Below are 25155 nucleotides of genomic sequence, written 5' to 3'. Positions count from 1 at the left end.
CTTATCGATCATGCCTTTCCGTTTCAACCGGGCGCGATTCGTCACTTGACCATTCGCTGTAACTTCCCGGATAAAGCTTTACATTGGTGAAGCCCGCCTGCTGCAGGGCTAAAATATTTGGTGTTGCGGATACGCCTGAACCGCAATATACAATAACCGGCTCATCCGGCTCTATCCCGGCAAACCGCACCTGCTGCGCTTCGGCAGGCTTCCATTTGCCGTTTTCCATCGCTTCGGCAAAAAAACGGTTGATCGCACCTGGAATGTGGCCCGGTACCCGGTCAAGCGGCTCGGTTTCTCCTAGATAGCGTTCAGGTGCCCTCGAGTCAATTAAAAGCGCTCCCCCTCCTGCGACTTCTTCGGCAGAGGCGACCATACCCGGCTGAAGCTGAAGAGTGAGCTCACCTGTTTTGCGCGCCGGCTGCTTCTTTGTTACCGGCAGTCCTTCGCTTGTCCAAGCAGAAAAGCCGCCGTCTAAAACGCAGGCATGTTTGTGGCCGGCATAAGTCAGAAGCCACCAGAGACGGCCGGCAAACATCGATACGCCATCATCATAAGCGACCACAAACGTGTCATCCGATATACCGCAGCTTTCCATAAACGCTGCAAAAACCGTCATGTCCGGCAGCGGATGGCGTCCGCCTCCCTGCCCTTTTTCACCGGATAGATGATGATCTAAATGCGCATAATAAGCGCCTGGAATATGGCTCTCTTCATATAAAGCAGCTCCTTTTGCCGGGTCGGCTAAATCAAACCGGCAGTCAATCACTACGACTTGATCCCGGTTTTGATTCTGCTTCTCTCTCAGCCACTCCGTTGTGACGATCATCCAATCACTCCTTTTTCATTAGCTTTTTTACATGCTCCTTTGGGTCCCAGCAGTTAAACCGGTAATCCGGCTTCGTCTCGAATCCGAGCCGGCTGCATGTATATTTCATTCCGCCTGGCTGTCGTGAGGCTTCGAAATGCCGGCACGTGGCACAGGCGTGAAACCGTGAATTAAGAAATGTCACGAAGAACCTGCTCCCACTCTTCGATATTGCCGGTTTGTTCGAATAATAGAAGCCACGCGTCAAACTGCTCCGTTACATCAAGGCGCATCGCTTGTTTTAGTTCCTCGGTTTCCTGTTCAATAAACTGGTTTGCACTCATTAACAGCCGGCTTTTTTGTTCGGATAAGTAGCCGTCTGCCAGCTGCTCGATTTGTTCCTTCAGCTTTTGCATCATCGTCTGCTTTTCATTTTTCTCAAAAAAGGCTTTTGCATTTTTAAACAGGGACAGCGTACCGGAAAACGGCTCGAGCGGCTGATCCTCAAAAGCTGTTTTAAAGTCCGGTACGATAAGCTTTCCAGTTTGAACGTTTGAGAGCAGCAGTTCCGGTTCAATCATGCTGGCTTTGTTTTCCAGCCGTGTTTGCTTATCCTGCATCAATTTCGCGCCATGATTTTCTACGCGGATAGATGTAGCACGCATTTCCTGTGCAAGGTCATAGCCGACTGATTGAAGCAGTTCTGCGAGTGCCCGCTGAAGCGCTCTTTTCGTTTCGTGCTGGCCGCTCAGCGTGGCTGGATTAAACGATTCCTTGAAGAAATCTGAGAACCGGTAAAAAACACGCTGTTTCACATAATGAACCAGTTCATCAAGCTCCTGCGCCAATCGTTTTTGCTCTACCTCTGTTGTCTCAGCATCGATCGCTGCGATCATTTGGGCCTGCTTCGTTGTTAGTTCTTCCCGCTTCTGCTCTCCCTGGTGGACACTTTCTTTGGCAGCGGCAATCAGCTTTTGAAGCTGGCTGACTCCCCGCTCGGCTTCCGCTTCGGCGGATTGAACGGCCATCTGGGCAAGATCGCCCGTTAAAAAGGCACGGAATGATTCTTTAAACGGCTTCATGCCGGACTGCGGATGATCCCACTCGCCGCGCATGGCTTCTTCAACCGCCAGCATGCTCGAGACACCGTGCAGCCTTGGAAACCGGATTCCATACTGAAGCAGCTGATCCTGAACATACGCTTTTACATCGTTTAGTTCTTCTTCGTCTGCTGCCAGGTCGATCGCGTTAATCACAAAAAACATCTTATCAAGCTCGAACGCATCTTTTACACGGCCAAGCTGAATTAAAAACTCGCGGTCTGCTTTTGAAAAAGCATGATTGTAATACGTAACAAAAAGAATCGCATCGGCATTTTTAATGTATTCAAATGCCACACCCGTATGACGGGCATTGATCGAGTCTGCTCCCGGCGTGTCTACTAGTGTAATACCAAGCCGTGTAAAATCACAGTCATAATATAAATCGATGGAATTTACAAAACAGCTTTTTTGCTCTTCGGCTACGAACTGGCGGAACAAATCAAGATCAACGCGCAGCGTTCCATCCGGCTGTCCTTTATAGTCATCAAAGCCTGCTAAGAAAGCCCGCAAGAAAGATAAGTGAATTTTTTCTTTTCCTTCTCCTTCATTCGCAGCGAGAACATCCGGCACCATTTGAACCGCTTCTTCAAGAGACGCAGCACTCCGGCCAAACAGGCCAAGAGAGGCATTAACGTCTTGAAGCATCATTTCTTCCGGCTTTAAGTGCACATCAGCTGTCCGGTGATGATGCTCACTGTCTACCGGGTGAATACGGTTTACAGCAGCCGTTGTCGGGTTGGGCGATACCGGCAGTACCTTTTCACCAAGCAGTGCGTTCGCAAACGATGATTTTCCGGCTGAAAAAGCGCCGAACAGAGCAATCGTATACGTTTGGTTTTCAAGACGGGCTGCTTTTTGCAGAGCACCATCTACAAACCGGGCAAACCCCGGTATATGATGAAGGCGCTTTGCCATTTGGCGCAGTCTGTTTACAACCGCTTCTTTGTCGCCTGCTGCCGGAAGCTGGGGCTGTTCGGACGCCTCAATGAACTCTGCACTGCTTCGTTCTTCTGTCTGCCACTGCTCCACACCATCATATAAAACCGCTTCTGCATCTTCTGCCTGCCACTTTTCCTGCAGTGTTTGCACAATACGCGGCAGAATCGGATCTTCTTCGGATACGATGCGGCGAAGCAGTGCTTCTCTTTCTTCCCTCTGCTTTTCGAGCTCCTCAAGCGTCTGCTTTGCCTGCAGCCGCTTCGCCCACACTTTATACTCTTTTTCATATTGCCCATATTCACTGTTGAATTGCTCTGTAAGGACAGGCGCTGCTTCTTCTTTCCACGCCTCTGACACAGCGCGCGCACGCTTTTTCACAAGAGACGCAACATCCTCGGCATAATTCAAAACGGCATCTCCCGTTACACCGGCTCCCGGCTTTACGGCATCCACTGCCAAAGAGGCATCTACCGGTACGGAAAGCTCTTCTGCTTTCAAGGCAAGTGCAGGGTCGTCCAGACGGCTTTCTTTCATCCAGGCCGCGCTTACCTGGCGGATGGCCCATTCAAGCTGCGCTTCCGTTTGTTTTTGGATATCTTCTACAAAGAGACGAAGGCGCTGCTCCCGCTCTTCTTCCGTTTTCTTTTTCGCAAACAACAAGCCAACTTTAAAGTCCGGACGGGTTGATTCAAGATAGCTGCGCGCCTTTTCACGTGTGGCAGCCGGCATTAAAATCGCATTTTTTAATACATCGTCGCGCTTGGCTTCATACTGCTTGAGCCAAAGAGATGCGTCCCGCTTTTCCATTTCTGAGCGGATAGCCGCTTCTCTTTCCTCAATCGACTGGGAGCCTGCTTCGGCTACAACCTCTTCGAGCGGCTCAGCCGTTTGTTTTTGCTGCTCGGCCAGCCATTCCATATGCTCATGCACCAGGCGGTTCATCATCGTTTCCGCTGACTGCTCCGCCAGCTGCTCCCGATTTTGGATGCTGTCCTGAATCAGTGCCTGCACTTTCTCAAAGTCGTTATACGGAAGGGAACGGTTGCGCAGACTCGTAAAATAAAACGCTTCCGGCTCTACATTCCACGTCGCAAACGAGTCTTTCACTGACTGGCGGAATGCATCAAACGATAATTCTTCTTCCTTGTGCTTATCAATTTGGTTAATAATTAAAAACAGCTTTACGCCATGTGACAAAAGTTCCTTCGTATAAATGAAATTAAGCTCGGATTGGACGTGATTGTAATCCATCACATAAAAAACCATATCAGCCAGGTGAAGCGCAGATTCCGTAGAAATGCGGTGTGCATCATCAGTAGAATCTACTCCAGGGGTATCCATTACCGTTACATCCGGCGGCAGGCTGGAGCCGGCATGCCCGATTTCAATTGAAGCCACTTCATCGCCATCTTTGGCGAACTTTTTAACATGTTTCATATCGTAAGGCGCTTTGAACAGGAGCGGCCGACCATGATGATAATGAATTTTCGCAAAATTTTCTTCAGACGGCTTGATCTTCACAACATTGGCGCTCGTCGGAATCGGGCTGGATGGCAGAAGAGCTTCTCCCGTCAGTTCGTTAATCATCGTTGATTTTCCAGCTGAAAAATGCCCGCAAAACGCTACAATCAATTCTTTTTCATGCAGCTTGCGCAAAAACAAAGCGGCTTTTTCAGCACGCTCCGTGTCTCCATTATGTAAAAACTGCTCATACAAACCGGCGGTGCGTATGCGAATCCCTTCCAGTGTCCGTTCAGCTGTTTGCGTTCCCATATGAACATTCCTTTCGATGCAAAGCGTTTTCTTTTTATTGTATACGATTTTGGCCCAATAAAAAAGGATACAGCGCCCAGCTTCTGCCGGTTTTCTGTACCCTCTGCCACTTTATTTTTTTAAGACAAGCGCTTTGCTTCCTTTTCCAGTATGATCAAGCACATATTTCATCACACCGCCATATGTAACGACTGTTGCGGTAACAAATAACCAGATCATGCAAACGCCCACTTTCTTAATTGATAATAATTTTCATCCTCATTTATATGGTATCACCTTTTAAAAAAGAACTCAACAAAAAAAGATGCTTCTTTAAGCACCTTTTTCAATATTGAGCACAAGCCGGTAATCGCCTGCTTCTTTAAAAGAAAGCGGCAGTTCAATGGCCTGTTTAAATCCTGAAATTTTCGAATCGCCTACGATGATCGTTGGCGGTGTAATATCAATTTTGATTCCTTTTGCAGCCAGCGCTACACCCATATTCCCGGCAATCATATTGACGACTTCACCCGCAAAGGACTCCACCATTTCACCTTCAATCGGCATGCCAAACATTTTCTCGCCAAGGCAGGCAAACGCGCTTTCCGGTCCGTCTAAAATAATACGGCCTGGCAGATCACCGGTAATGCCAATAAATACCCCGATCGCATGGTGGTTAAAAGATCCATTTAAAAGTACCGGCTGGCCTACTGTCAGCTCTAATGGAACAATCCCTTTAATCGATTCCACTGCACAGTTAAGCACTTCTTTAATAATCGTATTTTGATCTTGTTGTGTCTGCACCACTTTAGCACCCCCGTGTTCTTTTTTATTTCACAAGAAAAGCCATATTTCATCACTTTTTTACAAGTCATTAGTTCTATCGGTCTATTTGTTTATTTGTTTAGACAATTTTATAAAAATAATGTGCATCATCTTAACTTTTGGAAAAAAAAGACGATACACTACTTATATACTATTCACATAGTCATTATATCTTAAGAATTTGGAGGAATTTAGCATGCGTTTCTTTTTTTTGGCTTTTTATAGCCTCCTGATTTGCTTTGCTGCAAATGGGCTTTTTGCACATTCAGCCAATGCAGCTTCAGTTGTAAAAGGCACTTTTATGGAAGCAGTCTATGAATATGTGCAAATTGACGATGAGACAAGTGAAAAACGGCTCACGGGGGTAATTATACAAAATGATCAGGGAAAAACCGCCACATGGGCAATTGATTCAACAGCGGCCTTATCTGTTAATTCAATCGGCGTGACCATTGACGCTTTTAAAACAGGGATGGCCATCGAAGCGACGGTGAACCTTCGCCGGATTAAATCAATGAGCGGCAAGTCTTATGAGGCTCCTGGAGCCATTGACACCCGCGATCGAGCAGTCACCGGCACTATTAACCGGATCGACCCGAATGGAGGGTTTCTTTCAATCCGTTTCGACAACGGCCAAACCAAAACATACTATCTTAACGGCCAGACAGAAGTTTACAAAGGAACCACTCTTGTTGACTTAAGTGTTTTATATGAAGGTGACCGGGTGAAATTAACCTTTTCTTCTTATAACACTTCTTATATACAGTCCATTGATGTCAATACACAAGGAATCAAAATCGAGCGTTTAGTCAAAGGAACGATTCAAGCGATAGATCCGATTCGCCGTAAACTGACCATTAAGAATGAAACGACATTTAAAGACTGGAAATGGGATGACAAACTTCCACGCCAGACGAGTTATACATACACAGCGAAAACGCCAATCTATATCGGCAATCAGCCGATTGCCATTGATAAAGTCCGTTATTATCAAAACAATGAAGCGTATTTTGTTACTGTGCGGCAGTTTAATAGGGAAGTAGTAGAACGAATTGTGATTAAGAAAAACAATGAGCGGACTTTTTATGAGCCTCTTTCTTCTGTCACTCTGGCTCAAAAAAAGCTGACCCTTCAAAAATCAGGTTCTGTTTCGTATCACGCAGGTACCATTCTTATTCGAAACGGGCGTATGGTTGACGCCAACAGCCTGCCGTTTAAGGGAGCTGCTTTTGTCGTAACAGACGGGCGGCAAAAAAGCGAATATGCGAACGTTATCCATATTACGAACGATGGCTTTGAAAGTCCGAATCTTATCAATCATGCTCTTTATTTTGGCCGTATTCATTGGACAAGCGGTTACCAGCTGACTTTATCCAATGCACAAAAACTATCGAAAAATAGATGGACACCTGCTTCAAGTCCTTCTCTTGCATTCAGCAATGACACAGCAAGCGTTGAAGATTTTGACAAAGGCGTTCTTAAAATTGTGCCGCAGCAGGATGAAGTAAGAGAGCATCTCGGTTCCTACGGATACTTTTATGTAGCAGACGGCCACATTGTCAGCATGCACCTTATTAATGAAACTGCATTATCTGCAAATCTTGTTTCGGTTGGACGGCTGGAGGCGATAAAGGATCATAAAACAATTATTGTCCGTAACGTAAGCCGCTGGACAAATGGTGCATGGGATCAAGCAGGATTAATTTCAAATATGAACATTGAACAAACGACCTTTATCCGTGATGGACATGTGATTTCAGCAGATGAACTGAATATCCATGACCGGCTGTATATCGTCCATGAGTCCATTGTAAAAGGACGAATTATTCTTGTTAATTAACGATGCTTCATGAAAGGATGTTTTGATGAATAAGCTACTTGCTTTTACCGCAGCAGTTCTGTTTTCTTTAGCTGCCTCTGTTCTTTTTTCCGGAGCCGCTTCGGCCGCTCCGCTTGATTATAATGGCGGTGTGTACAATGAATATGCGTATGAAGAATATGTATTTGTCTCTGGCCAGCCTGTTCAGTTCAGCGGAAAAGTAACGGTCTCTGAGCGTGAAACTGCCACTCAGCGGACTGAAACGTACCGTTACACCTTAACAGGCCCAGAAGATAAAGATAAGCTGACCCGCAGTGTTTCTTACGTGACGAATATGAATGTAAAAACAGAAAAAGGCCAGACAACCTCTCAAACGTCTGTTAAAAGTTATTCTGAAAAAATCACGATCGGCAGCGAAACATATACACTGGATGATTATCAGCTCTCGCAAGGGACCGTTACCGATAACCGCCCTGCCTCAGACTACTATTCCGGAAATATGGCTGGGCGCAAAACGTATAAACTAAAAAGCAATGAAGCGCTTGTTACCATTCATTTCAGCGGTAAAAATGTCGGTTATGAGAATTTCTGGGGCACGACCGAAACGCAAATTATCGATTCCGAGATTGTAACGAATGAAGGTACCTTTTTTGTAACGAGCAAAGTATCCGATAGTAAAACGAAATTTTTGCAATATGAACCGCATGATCCGGACCTATCAAGTTTCACCGGCGGCTACGCTCGTATTAGCGAGCAGTCGATGATCGGTGAATACGCCTATACCCTTCCCGGCAGCAGTATTGAAAAAACCGTTCAAGTCGGCCAGGAAAGAGTTCCGTTAATTGAACGGCTGATTGTGCCTAAATTCCGTGACTTAAACGGACACTGGGCAAAGGAAAATATTGAACAGCTTTATGCCCTCGGTGTATTTGATGATTCAAGTTCCTTCTTCTCTCCAGGCACACAAATGAACCGTTATCCATTTATTGTCGGGGTCATGAAAGCGGCGGATATCCGTGTGCTGGAACAGCCGAAAAAACAAAAAACACCGAGAAAAGCGATTTTCACTGATCTTGACCCGCAGGAAAAAGACTATTTATACATCGAAAGTGCCGTAGCAAAAGGGATTTCCAAAGGATACAGCGCAACAAAGTTCAGCCCAAACAGCGCACTTACCCGGGCCGAAGCAGTGGCCATTTTAATTCGTGCCCTTGGTCTTGAGTACCGTGCGCCAGATCCGGGTTACCATACTGGTTACGTGGATGATTCCTCTATTCCAAAATGGGCCAAGGACAGTGCATACGTAGCCACGGAAATCGGTCTTGTGTATGGTGATTTAAACAATCGTTTTAACCCGACCAAGCCGATGACAAGAGCAGAAGCATCTGCTCTGACCATTCGATTTCTTCATTTTCTTGAAAAAGATTTAAAGCAGAATTACCGGGATGATATGTTATTTTTCCAATAAGCAAAAAGGTGGCTTTTATGAAGGTATTCACTCAAATAAAACGACTCGTTTTCCTGTTAGCTTTTTTCATGATTGGCCTTGTTTCATCCAGCTCCGGACAAGCAGCTGTCCCTTTTTCTGATATCAGCTCCAATCATTGGGCCTATACATCTATTAACTGGGCTTATACAAATAAGATGATATCCGGGTACTCAAACGGAACATTTGGACCAAAACGGACTTTGACGGAAGCGGAATTTCTCGTTATGCTGACCCGGTATGACTGCTCAGGCAGCGTATGGCCGAAAACCCAGGCCGGCGATCTGCACTGGGCTGCTTCACCCTATGCATATGCGAAAAGCAAGCACTTTCCGCTGAACGGATATAACGATGCGAAGCTGCGGGACAAGCCCGTGACCCGCGGGCAGGTTGCCCGAATCGTGGCGGCTTTTCATGGTTTTGATTTAAACGAGTATCATGCTGTTCAATATATGTATATAAATCAGCTTTCAAGCGGAAAAACGGGCATTAAAAACTTTGCCGATTATGGAGCGGACGAGTCACTAAACCGCGCCGAAGCAGCTGTTTTTCTGCATCGCCTTGCTAAGCAGGGCAAATGTGAAATGAAGGGCTTGAACACCAGCCCTTCAGGTAAAGACAACAGTAAATATCCGCTGCCTGCCGATTTTCTCCCGGAAGGAACGGTCACTTTTCCAGATTCTGAAGATGAAACGCCGCCATCAGGCGAATCTCCCGCTGGCGACTCGCGCCTCCAGGCAGCAGATATTGAAAAAAGAACACTTATTGCCAATGGCATTGATTCAACATTCATTACCTTGTCGCTCAAAGACTGTTATGGCAACCCTATTTCTTATGATGAGTCTCTTTCTTTTCAAGCTTCGTCAAAATCAGGCGGCATGATTTCTAATGAAGAATATTATGAGCACGAATATTGGACTGAAGAACCCTACTACTTGGCCGCTTCTTCATCCGCTTACGTACAAACTGACGGTCCGGACGTAACGGTTAAAGTGACAGCACCTGCTTTAACAACAGGAAAAAATGATACCATTTCATTACAAGCTGCTGCAGGAACATCAGCAAATGAAAGAATGGCGTGCTACCGGACGCCGGTTACAGTTGATTTGTCATATGTGCCAAAAGCCGAGCTGCAAGTTTCTTCAAGCCAGTCTAAGATTGCAGCAAACGGAAATTCAATGACATACGTAACAGCGAAAATCGTAAAGCCGGGCGGGCAGATTATTTCCGATTACAATGGACAGGTTCGCTTTTATTCGGCAAAAGGTGCTCTTTTATCAGCAAGCAATGTTTCATTCTCAAACGGACTCGCGTCTGCATGGGTCACTTCACTATCTTCTTCTTCACCGGTTGAAGACACCGTTTATGCAGAATTGGTTCAAATGGACTCGAGATATCAAGCAGTAAATAGTGAAATTAAGTCAGCAAAACACAGCACACCGATTTTATATGACCCGGGCCTTTCAACCGTTGAAGGATGTGCAAGAGAAGATTTGGAAGTGGCCTTCATAATTGATTCGTCGGGAAGTATGAAACGAAGCGATCCCGACCGGCTGCGTGTGTCTAAGTCACAGGAATTGCTCACAGTACTAAAGCCCTCATGGAATATAACAACTCATTTTAACAACCGGGGCATGCATTTATACGGGTCAGATCGTTCATGGACAACTGCAAGCAATAGTTTATTTAATGTTTTTCAATCAGGCGGCACCAATATCGCAGATGGGATGGATGAAGCCTTCAGCCGATTTACAGCCGGCACAAGAAAGGTAGCCATTCTTGTTACAGACGGAAAATCAAATAAACAGCAGGTTCTTAACCAAATAGCTGAAGCCAAAAGACAAGGTATCACAGTTTATACTGTTGGGCTCGGTTCAAAAGAGCAGTTGAATGAAACATTGTTGCAGCAAGTCGCACAGGAAACCGGCGGCCGCTATTTTCATGTAGAAAAAAGCAGCGAGATCAGTACCGCTTACCAGACGATTTTAAGTGAATTGTCCTGCGGCGAGCTTTATCTTGGCTGTTCGCCGTCCGGCACGGTTTTTGCTTCACCGTCACTTCGCCTGACCGAGGATACATTTTATATGGATACGTTTATTGACGAAGGCTGCAGTGAGGTCGAGCGTGTTATCGTTCGCTTCCACGCAGCGGACGGGGACGTCGACTATGACTTAATCTACAGAGGACAGCGGTATTTTGCTTTGAAAAAAGACAGGTCCGAAATTGATCCGTTATCATTAGAAGACGAAGGTACTTTTCTTGCCTTTGATAAAGACGGCAATTTGATTGGCCGCCGGACGATCCCAATAATATTAAAATGATAAAAAGGATGCCTTCCTGATGGAGGCATCCTTTTTTACTGACTGCTGTCAGCTTTGGTAGTTATGCTGTTTTTCAATTTGTCCACCTTCGTCATGAATAATAGCCATTGTTCCTGCTTTTTCTGCCATTTTTTTTCGCTTCGCCTACTGCTTCGGATTTTGAAGCGAACGTGTCATTAGGTTCGTCTTTCCCTTCTGTTTTCACAGCCCATTCACCATCACCGTGAGGAACCACATGAAATCCCGCCTCGTCTGTACCAGCCCGGTCTTCAAAATATTCATTGCGCCCATGGTTTTCAGCTATAACGAATCCTCCTTTTGAGACGGTATCTTTACCCGGTTCATCCTCTTAAAAACGCAAAATATGTCTCCCCGTCACCAAACTCTTCTATACTTATAGCGGTCTTTAATAAACGCGGCATGATATTTGCCGTGTGAATCTGCTCTCATTAAACTTCTGTAAATATGTTCGGGCACCCCTTCATAGTCATAAATACTTTGGTCCTGAAACTCGATTCGAAGAATTTGATGAAAAGGGTTGTATCCGACTCGTTTTAAATGAGAAGAAAAGACATTGGCCATTTCCATTCTCTCTGCCTTCCCTCCTTGCTTTTTTCATCTTAAATAAACGCTATTGTTTTCTTTAAACTTCTTTTTTAACGATTTGTTTAAACAAAAAAGCGGCTTCTCTTACGGTTCCATATAGAAAAAAGAGCCATCCGCTCAGGACCGCTCTTTATGCGTTATAAGCTGCCAGGTATTTTTCTTTCAGCAGGGCGTAGCGGCCTATGCTTTCTACAGACCCTTCGGCGCGGGCTGCGTCAAACAACTTAGCAAGCTCGTCGGCATTTACACGAATGCCGCTTATATCAATATCATCCAGGCTCTTTCCTTTAATTTTTGCCAGTAAAGTTTCGTCACCTTTAATGACCATTTCTTCACCCGTATACAAAATTTCCATTTATCTCTCCCCCTTTTTTAAATTTCAAAAAGCCGGCGAAACATGAAACGCCGTAAAACTGTTTGTTTAGTTTGGGTATATCACACCATATATTCTGCCGCACTGCTCTTTCCAGCGCTTAACACCTGATGCTGTTATTGTTTCACCAGCGGCTAATTTCATTCTACATATTCTCCTCGCTGCCACCTTCTGTTTTTGTTTGTTTTGAAAGCAAAAACGAGCCGCCCGCACGGGGCCGCTCAAAGAGATCTGTTATTTAGTTTTTTTGTTAATCAGCCATGTCGTCTTATTCAAAATACGCCTACTTTTCACTTGATCGTTATCTTATATGATTGTGAGCGTGTTCATCGTCAAACACATGATTGTCTAAATACTTGTGGAAAAACCATTCACCCGCTACAACAAGAATGGCTGAAATAAATGCAGCTGTTAAAACATCCCCGCCATTAATTAAAAGTGATCTGCCCATAAGCGACACAACAAAAAAAGCTAGTATCGCATCTGACAAAGAAGCAAGGACGTTTCTTTGAACGTGATCTTCCTTACGCTCATAGTCATCGCCTTCTTTGTGGAATATAAGCAAATCACCGATGATATACGCCACAACTGAAAGAACGGCACTAATGAGGAGGGTATCACTGAGCTCTCCCTGATAAAATCCAGTAAGCACGATCCCTAAAGTAGTCGCAATCATCACAAATTTAATCATAATCGCTTTAACGTGATCCAAAAACACTTCCTCCTTTTTCTTCATTGCTCAGTTAATACCCTCTATAGAAATATTAAACATGGAGTTAATGTTTTTTAATGTTTATGTAAAGAAATAATATTTTGTCATTAAGCTGTTATCTTTCTTTTATACTCTATATAAGCTTAGATCTTCTACTGTAAAATGAACCGAAAAGAGTTCTACCCTGCATGAAGTATAATAGACAATACCGTGAGTATGAATGGCATAACCTTTATATTTCCAGCTGGCAGAAAGGCTGCCTACTTCTGTCATATAAACATATCAGTTAAATACAGTTCAATTCTTTTTAAATTTGAATTTTGCACATTTTGATTTTTGTTTAACCGTGAAGATATACTGATTCTTTTATTACAACAGTCTAGCTGTGAACAACCGCGGCTTCAATGTCCAAATAAAAGCATTATTTTCCTTGATATCTTCAATCAATTGCACCTCAATGCTACGGTTCAACCGTACCGAATTATCACTGGATTGCTTTTCTGATTTCGTCTTCAAATACGGTATATTTTGAACCGTCCGCTTGATCATGGTCACGGCAAAACCATCCAATATCGCGCAGGTTCGGCAGGTCCAGCGCTTGAAAATCGTGTCCGATTTCACGCCCGGCTTCGGTAATCTTTTGATCAACAGCTTTTTTCAGTGCTGAATAAGACGCAATAGCATAAAGATAATGCGCTTTTGCGGCTTCAATCTCCGCAAGAACTGCCGGCAGCTTCTCCTCATAATCCGCAACGGCTTCCGCTTTCGCTTGTTCAAAGATTTCTTTTGCACCGGCTTTTAGTTCTGGCGGAGCGATTACTTTACCCTGATGTTCCTTCTGTTTCGCCCGGTACTCCGTGATTAAAGTGTTCAATGATTTTTTTTCCATATTAAAATTTCTCCTTTATTTATCATTTTCGAGGTGGAGACAGCTGCCAATGCCCTGCAAGTGTATGTACCTAATTGATCGAGTCACTATTCTGCCTTATCGAATGCGGTTGCTTCATTTGGACTTAAACAGCTGTTGATTTCTGTTTTAATTTGTACAAATCCATGCCGCTCAAAACACCGGCCTCCGCTTTGTATACATCCCTGTGCCAAGCGTTTCGCAGCGATTTTCGCTTCATCATTTTCTAAAAAGCTGGAACGCTCAAAGTAACTTTTTATTGCCGGCTGCCCTTCGTCCTTAGGATTTCTTTGCTGAAGAAAAATAATCGAAAGCCGGCTGAAACGAAAAGTTAAATTCCTTCCATTGTTTAAAATTTTTTTGCATACAAAAAAACGCCACCTTCGTTTCTTTTAATCAAAAGAAATGAAGATGACGTTTTTAAAACATGAGAGTTTTAAATTAAGAAACTTTGTTTTCCGCTACAGAAGCCGATGCTTTTTTACGGCCTAATTCGTTAAATACGATATTAAGGATGATCGCCGTCATACTGCCGGCTACAATGCCGTTGCCTGTGAGGATTTGAAGGCCGCTTGGCAGACCTTTAAACAAGTCCGGCACTACTGTTACGCCAAGACCCAGACCGACCGAACAAGCAATAATCAGCAAGTTTTCCTGCGCATTCATATCAACGCGGCCGAGCATTTTAACACCTTGCGCAACAACCATTCCGAACATCGCGACCATCGCGCCGCCTAATACGCTGGATGGAATAATCGTTGTGAAGGCGCCGATTTTTGGTACAAGTCCAAGAATGATTAAAAAGCCGGCTGTATAGAAAATGACGCTGCGTGATTTCACACCTGAAAGCTGCATGAGTCCGACGTTTTGTGAAAAAGCCGTGTACGGAAAAGCGTTAAAAATTCCGCCAAGTACAATCGCCAGTCCTTCCGCACGGTATCCTTTGGCTAAATCTTTTTCTGCTACTTTTTTATCACAAATATCTGAAATAGCAAAGTACACGCCTGTTGATTCAACGAGGCTGACCATCGCCACTAAAATCATCGTTAAAATGCCTGTCCATTCAAATGACGGGGTTCCAAAATAAAACGGCTGAATCAAATGGAACCACGAAGCATCCGTGACAGCTGAGAAATCGACTTTGCCCATAAAGAATGCCAGGAGCGTTCCAAACAACAGCCCAAGCAAAACAGAGATCGACCGGACAAATCCTTTGAAAAAGCGATACATCACAATAATGACAGCAAGCGTCGCAAACGCAAGTGTAAGGTTTTCGGCAGAGCCGAAATCAGGGCTTCCCTGTCCGCCGCCCATATTGTTCATCGCTACTGGGATAAGGGTAACACCAATAATCGTTACAACGGAACCCGTTACGACCGGCGGGAAAAAGCGGACAAGCCGGCTGAAGAATGGGGCAATGACCAATACGAAAATACCAGAAGCGATAATCGCGCCGTAAATAGCGGAAACGCCATTTGCCGTCCCGATAGCAATCATCGGGCTGACAGCGGTAAAGGTACAGCCGAGTACAACTGGCAGGCCGATGCCGATCCATTTGCCGCGGTATACTTGAAGAAGCGTCGCAATTCCGCACATAAAAATATCAATTGAGACAAGGTACGTTAACTGAGCCGGCGTCATACCGACCGCTGCGCCGACAATCAGCGGCACAATCACTGCTCCTGCATACATCGCTAACACATGCTGAATACCGAGCGAAGCGGTTTTTAAACGTGTCGGTTTCATTGGTGTACCTCCACTTTAAATTGAATTTTTCCATCATGAAGAGATTCGATTCTGGCAAGTGACTCTACCCGTACGCCTTCTTTTTCCAATAAGGCACGTCCGTCCTGGAACGACTTTTCAATTACGATGCCGATTCCGGCAACCTTGCTTCCTGCCTGCTTTACAATATCCATTAAGCCGAGCGCTGCCTGGCCGTTTGCCAAAAAGTCGTCAATAATCAGCACTGTGTCGTCTTCTCTCAAGAAAGATTGAGAAACCGCAATCCGGTTGGTTGTTTCTTTTGTAAATGAATATACATCCGCCGTCAAGAGATCATCCGTCATCGTTAAAGACTGGCGCTTGCGTGCAAACACAACTGGCACCCCTAACACAAGGCCGGTCATCACAGATGGAGCGATCCCGCTCGATTCCAATGTGAGAATTTTTGTGATTCCTGCTCCCTCGAACAACCGGGCAAATTCTTCTCCGATTTCTTTCATTAACTGCGGATCAATCTGGTGATTCAAAAACGAATCTACTTTTAAAACGTGCTCAGAAAGCACGCGTCCGTCCTGTTCCATTTTTTCATGAAGACGCTTCATGGTGTAGATTTCCTCCTTTGATTCGTCTTCAGGCATAAAAAAGCCTGAAGCGCAACGTATTCCTCAAAAAAGAGTGAACAATGCCTTCAGGCTGCGAACAGACGGGTCCGTTCTCTTGTTCACTCATAGTCGGAACATTTACGGTGTCCGGTAGAAACTTGCAGGCCGATTCCTGCGATTATATGAGTGAATATGTTTAGTTGATAATCATTATAATAGCATATCATTTGAGAAAATCAATACAAAATACGAACATTTCTTTTTTTTGTTTTCTGATTATTCGTTTTCTTTTCGCGTACTCTCACCTCCAGGCATTTTATAGAGCGGAAAAAGCCTTTGACCGAAAAATAGTCAAAGGCTTTTTCGCTTATTAACCTTCGTGGCGAGGCGGGCGTTTGCCCCAGTATTGATAGTAATCACAGCGGATAAATCCGTTAAACAGCTTGCGTTTTTTCGTAGCCGGACGGCCGTATACTTCTTCAAATCCTTCATGGGACGTTAATACATAAATGGACCACGTATCGAGCGGCTTAAAAGCGCGTCCTAAATCAGCATACAGCTTTTCAACGCCTGGACGGTCGCTGAGGCGTTCTCCGTACGGCGGATTGCCAACGATTACACCATATTCCTTGTCGGTTTGAAATTTCGTTGCATCTTCTGTGCGGAACCGGATCAAATCGCCCAAACCGGCTTCGAACGCGTTCGCTTCAGCAATCCGGGCCATTTTCGGATCTACATCCAGCCCTTCGATATCAAGCGGCTGATCGTAATTCGCTTTATCTTCTGCTTCCGTTCGCACTTCATCCCAGATACCCCCGCCGATCCAGTCCCATCCTTCGGAAATAAATTCACGGTTAAATCCTGGAGCGATATTCTGGCCGATCAGTGCTGCTTCAATTGGGATGGTACCAGAGCCGCTGAACGGGTCTAAAAACGGCTTGTCAGGATACCAATTCGTCAGCTTAACAAGGGCAGCGGCCAGCGTTTCTTTCAGCGGCGCTTCTCCCTGCCCGGTCCGGTAGCCGCGCTTATGCAGGCCTGCACCGCTTGCGTCAATTGTCAAGGTTACTTTATCTTTTAAAAGAGCCACTTCGAGCGGAAAACGCGCTCCTGTTTCAGCCAGCCACGTTTCCACGTGATAAGCGGATTTTAACCGCTCCACGATGGCTTTTTTCACAATCGCCTGGCAGTCAGAAACACTAAACAGGGTAGATTTAACGGACTTCCCTTGTACAGGAAACGAGGCGTCCTTTGGCAGGTAGTCCTCCCAGCGAAGCGCTTTTGTTTTTTCAAAAAGCTCATCAAATGTTTTGGCGTAAAATTCAGCCACAACCACTTTTACGCGGTCAGCTGTACGCAGCCACATGTTGCAGCGTGCAATCGCAGCGGCATCTCCTTCGAAATACACTTTTCCATTTTCTGTTCTCGGTTCGTATCCAAGATCTTTTACTTCTTTGGCTACGATGGCTTCAAGTCCCATCGCAGCAGTTGCGATTAATGTATACATAACATCCTCTTTTCCTATCGATTCATTTCGGCCAATCATTTTGCAAAAAAGTGATCAGCTCGGATAAAGAAATCGGTTTTGAATAAAAATAGCCTTGAACGATATCACATGACTTTTCCTGCAGCAGCTCAAATTGACGCTCATTTTCAACACCTTCGGCCACAACTTTCAAATGAAGGCAGGCGATGCGCCATCGTCATAATGGCTTCCACAACCGAAGCAGCATCCTCGTCTTCATCCATCAGCTGAATAAAGCTTCGGTCGATTTTCAGCTGGTCAATAGAAAATCGGCGCAAATAACTGAGCGACGAATACCCTGTCCCAAAATCATCAATGGATAACCAGAAGCCGAGCCCTTTCAACTGGTCCAGCTTTTGGATTGAAGACTATGCGTCTGGCATAACGGTACTTTCTGTTAACTCCAGTTCGAGGCGCTCCGGCGGAATATTTTCTTCATATAAAATAGCTTGGACGGTTTCCACAAATCCATCCTGTAAAAATTGCAAAGCCGATATATTTACCGCAATCGGTAAATCGGTAAACCCGTATCGGCGCAATGTATGTAAATCACGGCATACCTTCCTTATAATCCATTTTCCAATCGGAATAATCAGGCCGGTTCTTTCTGCCAGCGGAATAAAAACTGCAGGCGGTATATCGCCGTAATGCTTATTATGCCATTGAAGCAGCGCTTCTGCACCCGTTGCCGTTTTAGAAACTGCATCAACCTGCGGCTGATAATGAAGCACCAATTCATTTCGCTCAATGACACGGCGCAGCCCCATTTCCATAGTCAGGGCTTCTTTCGTTTCCTCATTCATCTCTTCACGGTAAACCGAAAACGGTTCCGTCCTGTTTGTTTAGAATGGTACATCGCTTTGTCTGCATGCCGAATTAACGTTTCCACATCACGGCCATCTTCAGGAAAAAAACTGATGCCCATGCTTGTTGAGATCTAAATATCCTGCCCTGCAATATGAAAAGGAGTCGAGAAAAAGGAAATAACCGCTTCCGCCAATTGAAAAGCTTCGCGTTCGTGATGGAGGTGGGTCAGTGTAAGAGAAAATTCTTCTCCCCCGAGCCTGGCGATCATATCTTTATTGCCAAGCAGCTCGTCTCCCGCTTTATGACCGAACGTATCGTTAATTTGTTTGAAACGATCCAAATCAAGTAAAAATACAGCTAATTTTTGATTGTATGCTTGAGAAGTTTCTATAACAGAAACCATTCGCGTATAATAAGCGTAACGGTTGGCCACTCCCGTTCAAGCATCTTGATGGGCCAGTTTTTTTGCTTCTGCTTTTGCCGAGCGCTGATTAGAAATATCGGTAAAATCACCAATATAGTGTTCCGCTTTTCCCTGGTCATCATGCACGGCCAAAATGGGCAGACACTCCGGATAAAGCTCACCGTTGCGGCGCCGGTTCCATATTTCACCACTCCATTGTCCTTTTTGTGCGATGGTTTTCCACATTTGTTCATAAAATGGGCGATTGTGCAGACCCGACTGTAAAAAGCACGGCTGTTTTCCAATCACTTCTTCTGCTTTGTAGCCAGTCACTACGTGAAACGCTGGATTTACAAATAAAATGGCACCCGTTTTATCCGTAACCATAACGCCTTCACGGATGTAGTTAACGATTAATTCATTCATTTGTTTTGGATAATCCTTCATAAAAAGGAGTCAGCTCCCCCGCCAAATAGAACAAAAGCTCCCCTATAAAGGAGAGCTGTGTTAGTTAGATTTCATAAACCCTGAATAACGTTCTGTAAGCCATGTTTTGTACCATTGTACTACAAACGGCCAGGGTATGGCCTCGTACTCCGGTGGCAATCATCTATCTGCGAAACACCTATATGTTTCACCTTTCCATTCGTTCGTTTTCGTCCGGAAAGTGCCCCTACCAAAATTTGGGTTGCTCACTCACGGGGTTTACCTCGTTCCACCTTTGCCATTTCTAGCAAAGCTACGTCACTGTGGCACTTTCAAGGTATTCACACCATATCCAGGAAGGACGTAGGTGTTTTCCCTGCCGTCAGCAAAATAAATTGCTGCCCTGGCTTATGGTTTCGCCAGGCGTGATCACTACAGGCATCACAGCACTGTGTGAGCATGGACTTTCCTCTGCGAGCACAAGACTCACAGCGATTACCCAAACGTTATTCGATTTCGTTTCTTATTATAAAAGAAACCGCGAGATTTCGCAATGGTAATTTATTCATTATGGAGACGGTCGCCAAAAACGTGGCGTTCCAAATTCGATAAGCGTTTTAAAATATCGAAATTGGTTGATCCCGGAGCCGGCTGCTGCTGGCGAATTGGCGCTTCCGGAATCGGCTTCCGTGCTGAAATCGTGCTGTTTTCTTTTTTCAAGCGCAAGTTTTCCTGCTGCAGCTCTTCAATTGCCTGCTGAAATACTTCATAGTCTTTTATGACAAGGTCTAAAAATTGATCTACTTCATCCGGGTTATAGCCCCGCATCGATGTTTTAAATTCTTTTTCCAGGATATCTTTTCCTGTTAACTTAAGTTTATCCGACAACATTGCCTTGCACCACCTTCATCGAATCCTGCCTATTTTTTCATTAATTGTTTCAAAAACAGGGTCGTTTGTCAATCGGAAAGCAGGCAGCCAAGAGGTTTTTTCTTCCCTTATAACAATGCGTAAAAACTATCTTTTAAGTTTGTTAATACGAATGCAGTTAAGCCGACAAACACGAAAAATAAAAATAGAATTGCACGATACAACCTGTCATTCACCCCATATTTATAGTTTATCTCAAAACAACCATTTATCATTTTACGGTGTTTTTAAAAAAGTTACAACTATATGACAGTCATTTTCGCGTTATTTCGACAACTTTTTTTCAAGCCGGCACAAACGGTGTAACAGAGCGGCTTCGACTGCCGGGTTTTCCTGCTTTTGCTGCAGGGCCCAGTTGGTTTCTCTTACCGCCATCGGAATATCTTTCCGTTTATGCTCATACAGCTTGGCCAGCTCGACGGCTGCTTCGATAGAGCGGTCCGCCCCAGCCTGACGGACACGGGTAAACAGCTGCAACGCTTCTTCAAAAGAATGTTCCTTTTTCAGCTGCATCGCAAGCCGGAACGCCGCATCTAAAGCGACGTCATCCCGGCGGCTCTTCGCAGCGTATTGAAAGGATTCTTTTGCTGCCGCACGGTTTCCCGACGCTTCAAACCACTTTCCTACCTCAAGAGTCGTTTGGTCATCACTTCCTCCTTCTTCATCAAGCACGAGACGGCTGATATGCGTATATAAAGTAATTAAGCTTAAAATGTCGCGCTCGTTGTGCTTCATCACCTGCAGGACACCCTCTGGGTCTCCCCGATCGATAAAATCAAAATAAATAATCGGTGCCAGATGACCGGGAACATCATTCACTCGTTCGAGTCCGAGGTGCTTTTTTTCTACGTTGACAAGCTTAACCGAATCCATTGTATGCTTAAAAAGCCGGCGGGATGCATGATAAAGGTCAAAATGCCCAAAAGCCGGCAGTGCCGGCACCCGCTCGCGCACAAATGTGTGACGTGACTTTACCTGCGGCCAGTCAAATGATTTTCCGTTGTACGTTACCAAGGTCGTATAGTCGGTTTCCTGTAGAAATTTCGCATACAGTGCCGTTTCATTGCCTGGAGAAGGAAGAAAAAATTGCTTAACCGTCACTTGATGGTCATGAATGCGCGCTGTTCCAAGTAAAAAAATAATACTTCCTGAACCGCTGAGCCCGGTCGTCTCAATGTCAAAGAAGTATAAATCAGATGGGTGAAATCCTTTAGCCGACAGTGGATGATGTCCACTAAAAGATGACCACTGTGCAATCGTTTTTTGCGCCTCATTAAATGTATACAAGCCGTGGAACGTATCGAGCGGATGGTGCGTTTCACGCGTGATGCAGTACTCCCCTTCAAACTCAAACAGCTCCGCTCCCGCTGCCTTCCACGTCTCCCAATGCCGAATCTCTTTCGGTTCCTCCACTTTTTTGGCAGCCGGTTTTTCCCCATCACGTACAATATGCTTTTTCTGCCGCTGCAGCTTTTTCATTAAACTCATTTTTAGCCCCCTTAAAACCGGTTGAGCAGCTCGATGCTTTTTTGCTTCACATTTATTCCCTCAAACCCCATGCCAACGCAGGAAGGACAGCCGTTTTCACACGGACATCTGCGAATCAAATCAATGGCCGCCGCCTTGACACTGTCGAACCGCTTGTACACATCTTCTGCAAGACCGATGCCGCCCGGATAATGATCATATAAAAAAATAGTCGGCATTCCTGTATGGGCCGCTTTAATTTGTGAAACGACGTGAATATCACTCCGGTCGCACATTGTGTGGATGGGAACCACATGATGCAGAACGTTCGCAATTCCCATGAGCAAATGTTCCAGTGATTTTTCAGGCTCATCGATTTTAAGCTCCAGCCAGACTGCACTCGTATGAATTTCTTCTTCCGGCAGTGTAATCGGCCCGGAGCCAATGTTTTCGAAAGTCGTTAACTTAATTTTTTTAAAGATGGTCGGCAATATATTCACCGTAACGTCACCGTAATGAACAGAGGAAAGCGACTGCTCCCGCGTCCGGTCTATTTCCAGTACTTTCAGCTGAACCGCCAAATTAGCATCTGTATAATATTCCACATCCACCTGGCGGACGTATGCTTTTTTGTGCTCCCAATCCAGCTTTTCTACTTGAAACTGCACCCCTTCGTGCAAATAAATCGCTTCATCGTGCAAAAGCGTCATCGCGCTGAGCCGGTCCATTTCGCCGATAATCTTTACATTAGCCGTTTCAGTCTGATCAACAATGACGACATTTTCCTGTGCAGCCGAGCGAAGAGAAATATTGGTCGCCGGAAATGATTCATGAGACCAGTGATATTTGCCTCCATTGTAATGAAGAACCCGTTCCTCCTGCAAATATTCCAGGATTTCACCTACCTCCATCGGGCCGAACAATTCGTCTTCCCGAAACGGCAGCTCGTACGCTGCGCACTTTAAATGATCAACTAAAATAATTAAATTTTCGGCATTAATGCGGGCTGATTCAGGATTTCGCTCAAAGAAATAATCCGGATTTTGCACGACATACTGGTCAATCGGCGCCGATCCTGCCACCATAATGATGACTGCTTCACCATGACGCCGCCCGGCACGGCCGGCCTGCTGCCAGGTGCTTGCGATACTGCCCGGATAGCCGGTCATCACGCAGACCTGCAGCTGTCCAATATCGACACCAAGCTCCAGCGCGTTCGTACTGACCACGCCTAAAATTTCTCCATTTCGAAGCCCCTGCTCAATCGCACGCCGCTCCTTCGGCAAGTAGCCGCCCCGGTAGCCGCGAATAGTTTTCGGGCCGATCTCCCGCTTCACCAACTCCTGAATATGACTTAAAATCACTTCAACCCGGACCCGGCTTCTCGCAAACACAATCGTTTGAATGTTATTTTTTAAAAATTCCTGCGCCAGGCGGTTTACTTCAACGGTCGCACTCCGGCGAATATTCAGCGGTTCATTCACAACCGGCGGATTATAAAAAACAAAGTGCTTCCGCCCCCGCGGTGCTCCATTGTTGCCGATCAGCCGCATCGGCCGGTTCGTTAACGCTTCAGCGAGTTCTTTCGGATTGGCAATCGTGGCAGACGTACAAATAAACTGCGGGCTGCTTCCGTAAAAAGCACAAATACGCAGCAAGCGGCGAATCACATTCGCAACATGGCTGCCGAATACACCGCGGTACGTATGCAGTTCATCAATGACGATATATTTTAAGTTCTCAAACAAACTGACCCATTTTGTATGGTTTGGCAAAATAGCCGAATGAAGCATATCAGGATTAGTCATCACAATATGCCCCGCCTGCCGGACTTTTTGGCGAATCGTCGGTGACGTATCTCCATCATACGTAAAGCTTTTAATATCGGCACCCATTTCGGCAATCATTTCGTTTAATTCACTTTTTTGATCCTGTGCCAGTGCTTTCGTTGGAAACAGATAAAGAGCCCTGCTTGTTGAATCTTCCGCAATTTTTTGCAGGACGGGCAGATTATAGCAAAGCGTTTTGCCAGAAGCGGTCGGGGTCACTGCTACAATATTTTCTCCTTTTTGCACAGCTTCTAAAGCTGAATATTGGTGGGTGTATAACTCGCGCACTCGGCGTGCTTCCAGTGCGTTTTTCAGCCGCTCATCCAAAAAATCCGGCATCGGACGTGTTTTTGCTTCTACTGGCTCCAATTCATGCCAGTGGATGACATTTTCATCCTGCCGCAGCTCTTCAATCATCTCTACAAGTGTTTTTTCCCACATTGCCCTGCTGGCACCTCTTTTCCTGCTGCTTTCGATCCTAAAAATCGGTTCTTTTTCTTCTATCTTATCGAACAAACGATCTTTTTAAAAGCAAAAAAAAAAGAACGCTTGAATGCGCCCTTTATTCTTCTAAGTTATGATAAAGCGATTCAAGCACATACAAGGCTGAATCTGCCGATTGAATAAACTTTGCCCTTCCTGTATCAAAAAAATGGGCGTGAGCACCAACCCGCCGGGCGTTGTCAGCTGCCTGGATAATCTGAGCAGCATGCACGTATTTTTGCGGATGCTCTTTTAAATACGAAAGCGCCGCTTGTTCCCAAGCGTCCGCTGCAGCATCTACCTCGTCTGCAAACGGCTTTACGGTTTTGAAAAAATCAGCCGGTTCCTTTGTTTGGCGGCCTGCTTCAAAAATAGCTTTCGCCTGTTCAATTAATTCCCGTAATTTCACTGTTTGATCGCCTAAAGACACGTTCTACCCTCATTTCATATTGAGCCAGCTGCTGGCTTCAGCGGCATCACTACATCCCCGCACAAAAAGCGTGCTCCTTCTTCCACTAGAAGCAAACGGTTATGAACCCGCTCCGTGTGAATGCGAAAGCCGGCAATTTTGCGGCTTCGTTCGTCTGCCACCCTCATTTTCAATCGCTGCTCAAGCTCTAATGTATCTTTTTCCAATTGTGCCAACTGTTCCATCCACTCTTGCTTTGTCATTCCCGTCACCCCTTTGCTTTGTTGACTAGTAAAATTCGCCGCGGGGAGGAGATCTCCTTCCGGCTTGACAAAACTAGTGAACACACGGCAAAGAAAGCGGCAATCCGACAATTTACGCAAAAGTCATGCCTTTTTTCTTCATTAAAAACTGAAGAGCCTGCCGGAACGTTAGAAACGTATGTAAATCAGGACGAATCTGCATACCGCTTCGCATAACCTCCTGTGTAAACTCCGGTCTGAATCCAACTAAAAATGTGTCAGCCCCCATTAAGTTTAACGAGCTAACCAGCTGATCGATCAATTGTCCAAGCAGCTCGGTTTTCTCAATCTCTTTTTTCGTAATGGCTGTAAAATCAATAATAACATTTTCCACTTCATTTTCGTAGCAAGCATCCATTAATGCAGAAATAATTAGTTCAAATCGTTCCTGCGACATTTTCCCTGTCAGCGGCACTAAGATGGTTTCTGGGATAATAGATGGAATAATCGGAGCAGACACACCCTTCACTAACTGCTTGTATTCGGCCAGCTCCTCTTTTAAAGCTCGTATTTCTTCTTGAAGGGCTCCAATCTCTTCGGATTCTTTTTTCATTGCACATCCCCTGCTTTTATCATGATTCTATTTATCTTAATAT

At 45.2% G+C, this 25155-nt stretch carries 22 protein-coding genes, 1 other RNA gene, 2 pseudogenes and 1 riboswitch; of the genes and pseudogenes, 3 read left to right on the top strand and 22 right to left on the bottom strand.

Features of this window, described 5'->3' with window-relative positions; genetic code table 11:
- Nucleotide 1 precedes the first annotated feature (1 nt).
- From RIN81_RS04525 to RIN81_RS04510, 3 genes are all read right to left on the bottom strand, one after another.
- Nucleotides 2–829: a sulfurtransferase gene (locus tag RIN81_RS04525; RefSeq protein ID WP_309087809.1), complete on the bottom strand. Its 828-nt coding sequence runs from the start codon at nt 827–829 to the stop codon at nt 2–4.
- Nucleotides 830–999: 170 nt separating this feature from the next.
- Nucleotides 1000–4623 carry a dynamin family protein gene (locus tag RIN81_RS04515; protein ID WP_309087807.1) on the bottom strand — a complete coding sequence of 1208 codons (3624 nt, stop codon included), beginning with the start codon at nt 4621–4623 and terminating at the stop codon, nt 1000–1002.
- A 312-nt stretch (nt 4624–4935) separates the two neighbouring features.
- Nucleotides 4936–5406, bottom strand: a complete 471-nt coding sequence (locus tag RIN81_RS04510; protein WP_309087806.1) for a chemotaxis protein CheX — start codon at nt 5404–5406, stop codon at nt 4936–4938.
- 217 nt (nt 5407–5623) lie between these two features.
- Here RIN81_RS04510 and RIN81_RS04505 point away from each other — a divergent pair, with 217 nt between their 5' ends.
- From RIN81_RS04505 to RIN81_RS04495, 3 genes are read left to right on the top strand one after another with little or no spacing between them, the layout of a single operon-like run.
- Nucleotides 5624–7267 carry a hypothetical protein gene (locus RIN81_RS04505; RefSeq protein WP_309087804.1) on the top strand — a complete coding sequence of 548 codons (1644 nt, stop codon included), beginning with the start codon at nt 5624–5626 and terminating at the stop codon, nt 7265–7267.
- A gap of 25 nt (nt 7268–7292) precedes the next feature.
- Complete coding sequence (locus RIN81_RS04500) at nt 7293–8714, top strand: S-layer homology domain-containing protein (RefSeq protein WP_309087802.1); 1422 nt, start codon at nt 7293–7295, stop codon at nt 8712–8714.
- A 17-nt stretch (nt 8715–8731) separates the two neighbouring features.
- Nucleotides 8732–11053 carry a VWA domain-containing protein gene (locus tag RIN81_RS04495; protein WP_309087800.1) on the top strand — a complete coding sequence of 774 codons (2322 nt, stop codon included), beginning with the start codon at nt 8732–8734 and terminating at the stop codon, nt 11051–11053.
- A gap of 91 nt (nt 11054–11144) precedes the next feature.
- On the opposite strand, the gene RIN81_RS04490 is transcribed toward RIN81_RS04495, so the two are convergent.
- The 19 genes and pseudogenes from RIN81_RS04490 to RIN81_RS04405 all read right to left on the bottom strand — a co-directional run bounded on the left by RIN81_RS04490 (nt 11145) and on the right by RIN81_RS04405 (nt 25112).
- Nucleotides 11145–11288, bottom strand: a complete 144-nt coding sequence (locus tag RIN81_RS04490) for a DUF2188 domain-containing protein (RefSeq protein ID WP_309087798.1) — start codon at nt 11286–11288, stop codon at nt 11145–11147.
- Nucleotides 11289–11428: 140 nt separating this feature from the next.
- Nucleotides 11429–11635 carry a KTSC domain-containing protein gene (locus RIN81_RS04485; protein WP_309088276.1) on the bottom strand — a complete coding sequence of 69 codons (207 nt, stop codon included), beginning with the start codon at nt 11633–11635 and terminating at the stop codon, nt 11429–11431.
- 154 nt (nt 11636–11789) lie between these two features.
- A complete protein-coding gene (locus RIN81_RS04480) occupies nt 11790–12014 on the bottom strand; it encodes a hypothetical protein (protein ID WP_309087796.1) in 225 nt (74 codons plus the stop codon).
- 319 nt (nt 12015–12333) lie between these two features.
- Nucleotides 12334–12744: a DUF2512 family protein gene (locus RIN81_RS04475; RefSeq protein WP_375164494.1), complete on the bottom strand. Its 411-nt coding sequence runs from the start codon at nt 12742–12744 to the stop codon at nt 12334–12336.
- Nucleotides 12745–13228: 484 nt separating this feature from the next.
- Complete coding sequence (locus RIN81_RS04470; protein ID WP_309087794.1) at nt 13229–13633, bottom strand: hypothetical protein; 405 nt, start codon at nt 13631–13633, stop codon at nt 13229–13231.
- A gap of 459 nt (nt 13634–14092) precedes the next feature.
- Complete coding sequence (locus RIN81_RS04465) at nt 14093–15397, bottom strand: nucleobase:cation symporter-2 family protein (RefSeq protein ID WP_309087792.1); 1305 nt, start codon at nt 15395–15397, stop codon at nt 14093–14095.
- Nucleotides 15394–15978: a xanthine phosphoribosyltransferase gene (locus tag RIN81_RS04460; protein ID WP_309087790.1), complete on the bottom strand. Its 585-nt coding sequence runs from the start codon at nt 15976–15978 to the stop codon at nt 15394–15396. The genes RIN81_RS04465 and RIN81_RS04460 overlap by 4 nt, the downstream gene beginning before the upstream one ends.
- A gap of 106 nt (nt 15979–16084) precedes the next feature.
- A riboswitch (purine riboswitch) is annotated at nt 16085–16184 on the bottom strand.
- Between the two features lie 164 nt (nt 16185–16348).
- On the bottom strand, nt 16349–17485 hold the full coding sequence (locus RIN81_RS04455) for a THUMP domain-containing class I SAM-dependent RNA methyltransferase (protein WP_309087788.1): 1137 nt from the start codon (nt 17483–17485) through the stop codon (nt 16349–16351).
- 22 nt (nt 17486–17507) lie between these two features.
- Nucleotides 17508–17648, bottom strand: a complete 141-nt coding sequence (locus RIN81_RS15770; protein WP_375164493.1) for an EAL domain-containing protein — start codon at nt 17646–17648, stop codon at nt 17508–17510.
- A pseudogene (locus RIN81_RS04450) lies at nt 17632–18270 on the bottom strand (EAL domain-containing protein). Before RIN81_RS04450 ends, RIN81_RS15770 begins: the two are co-directional and overlap by 17 nt.
- Nucleotides 18271–18302: 32 nt before the next feature.
- Nucleotides 18303–18743, bottom strand: a pseudogene (locus RIN81_RS04445) (diguanylate cyclase domain-containing protein).
- A gap of 6 nt (nt 18744–18749) precedes the next feature.
- Complete coding sequence (locus RIN81_RS04440; RefSeq protein WP_309087786.1) at nt 18750–19160, bottom strand: PAS domain-containing protein; 411 nt, start codon at nt 19158–19160, stop codon at nt 18750–18752.
- A gap of 90 nt (nt 19161–19250) precedes the next feature.
- Nucleotides 19251–19646: RNase P RNA component class B (rnpB, locus tag RIN81_RS04435), an RNA gene on the bottom strand.
- A gap of 54 nt (nt 19647–19700) precedes the next feature.
- The gene (gene gpsB, locus RIN81_RS04430) at nt 19701–20030 is read right to left on the bottom strand and encodes a cell division regulator GpsB (RefSeq protein ID WP_242233649.1); all 330 of its coding nucleotides are present in this window, start codon (nt 20028–20030) and stop codon (nt 19701–19703) included.
- Between the two features lie 303 nt (nt 20031–20333).
- Entirely contained in the window at nt 20334–21557 is a 1224-nt protein-coding gene (locus RIN81_RS04425) for a ribonuclease H-like domain-containing protein (RefSeq protein WP_309087783.1), read from the bottom strand.
- Between the two features lie 11 nt (nt 21558–21568).
- The gene (locus tag RIN81_RS04420; protein ID WP_309087781.1) at nt 21569–23806 is read right to left on the bottom strand and encodes a DEAD/DEAH box helicase; all 2238 of its coding nucleotides are present in this window, start codon (nt 23804–23806) and stop codon (nt 21569–21571) included.
- A 121-nt stretch (nt 23807–23927) separates the two neighbouring features.
- On the bottom strand, nt 23928–24278 hold the full coding sequence (locus tag RIN81_RS04415; RefSeq protein WP_309087779.1) for a DUF1798 family protein: 351 nt from the start codon (nt 24276–24278) through the stop codon (nt 23928–23930).
- A 14-nt stretch (nt 24279–24292) separates the two neighbouring features.
- Nucleotides 24293–24520 (bottom strand): hypothetical protein, encoded by a 228-nt coding sequence (locus tag RIN81_RS04410; RefSeq protein ID WP_242233645.1) that lies wholly within the window; start codon nt 24518–24520, stop codon nt 24293–24295.
- 112 nt (nt 24521–24632) lie between these two features.
- Entirely contained in the window at nt 24633–25112 is a 480-nt protein-coding gene (locus RIN81_RS04405; RefSeq protein ID WP_309087776.1) for an STAS domain-containing protein, read from the bottom strand.
- Between the last annotated feature and the right edge of the window lie 43 nt (nt 25113–25155).

The sequence above is a fragment of the Domibacillus sp. genome (genome assembly GCF_031181085.1).
Taxonomy (GTDB): domain Bacteria; phylum Bacillota; class Bacilli; order Bacillales; family Domibacillaceae; genus Domibacillus.
The sequence above is the reverse complement of the archived record's forward strand: the minus strand, read 5'-3'. Positions and strand labels throughout refer to the sequence as shown.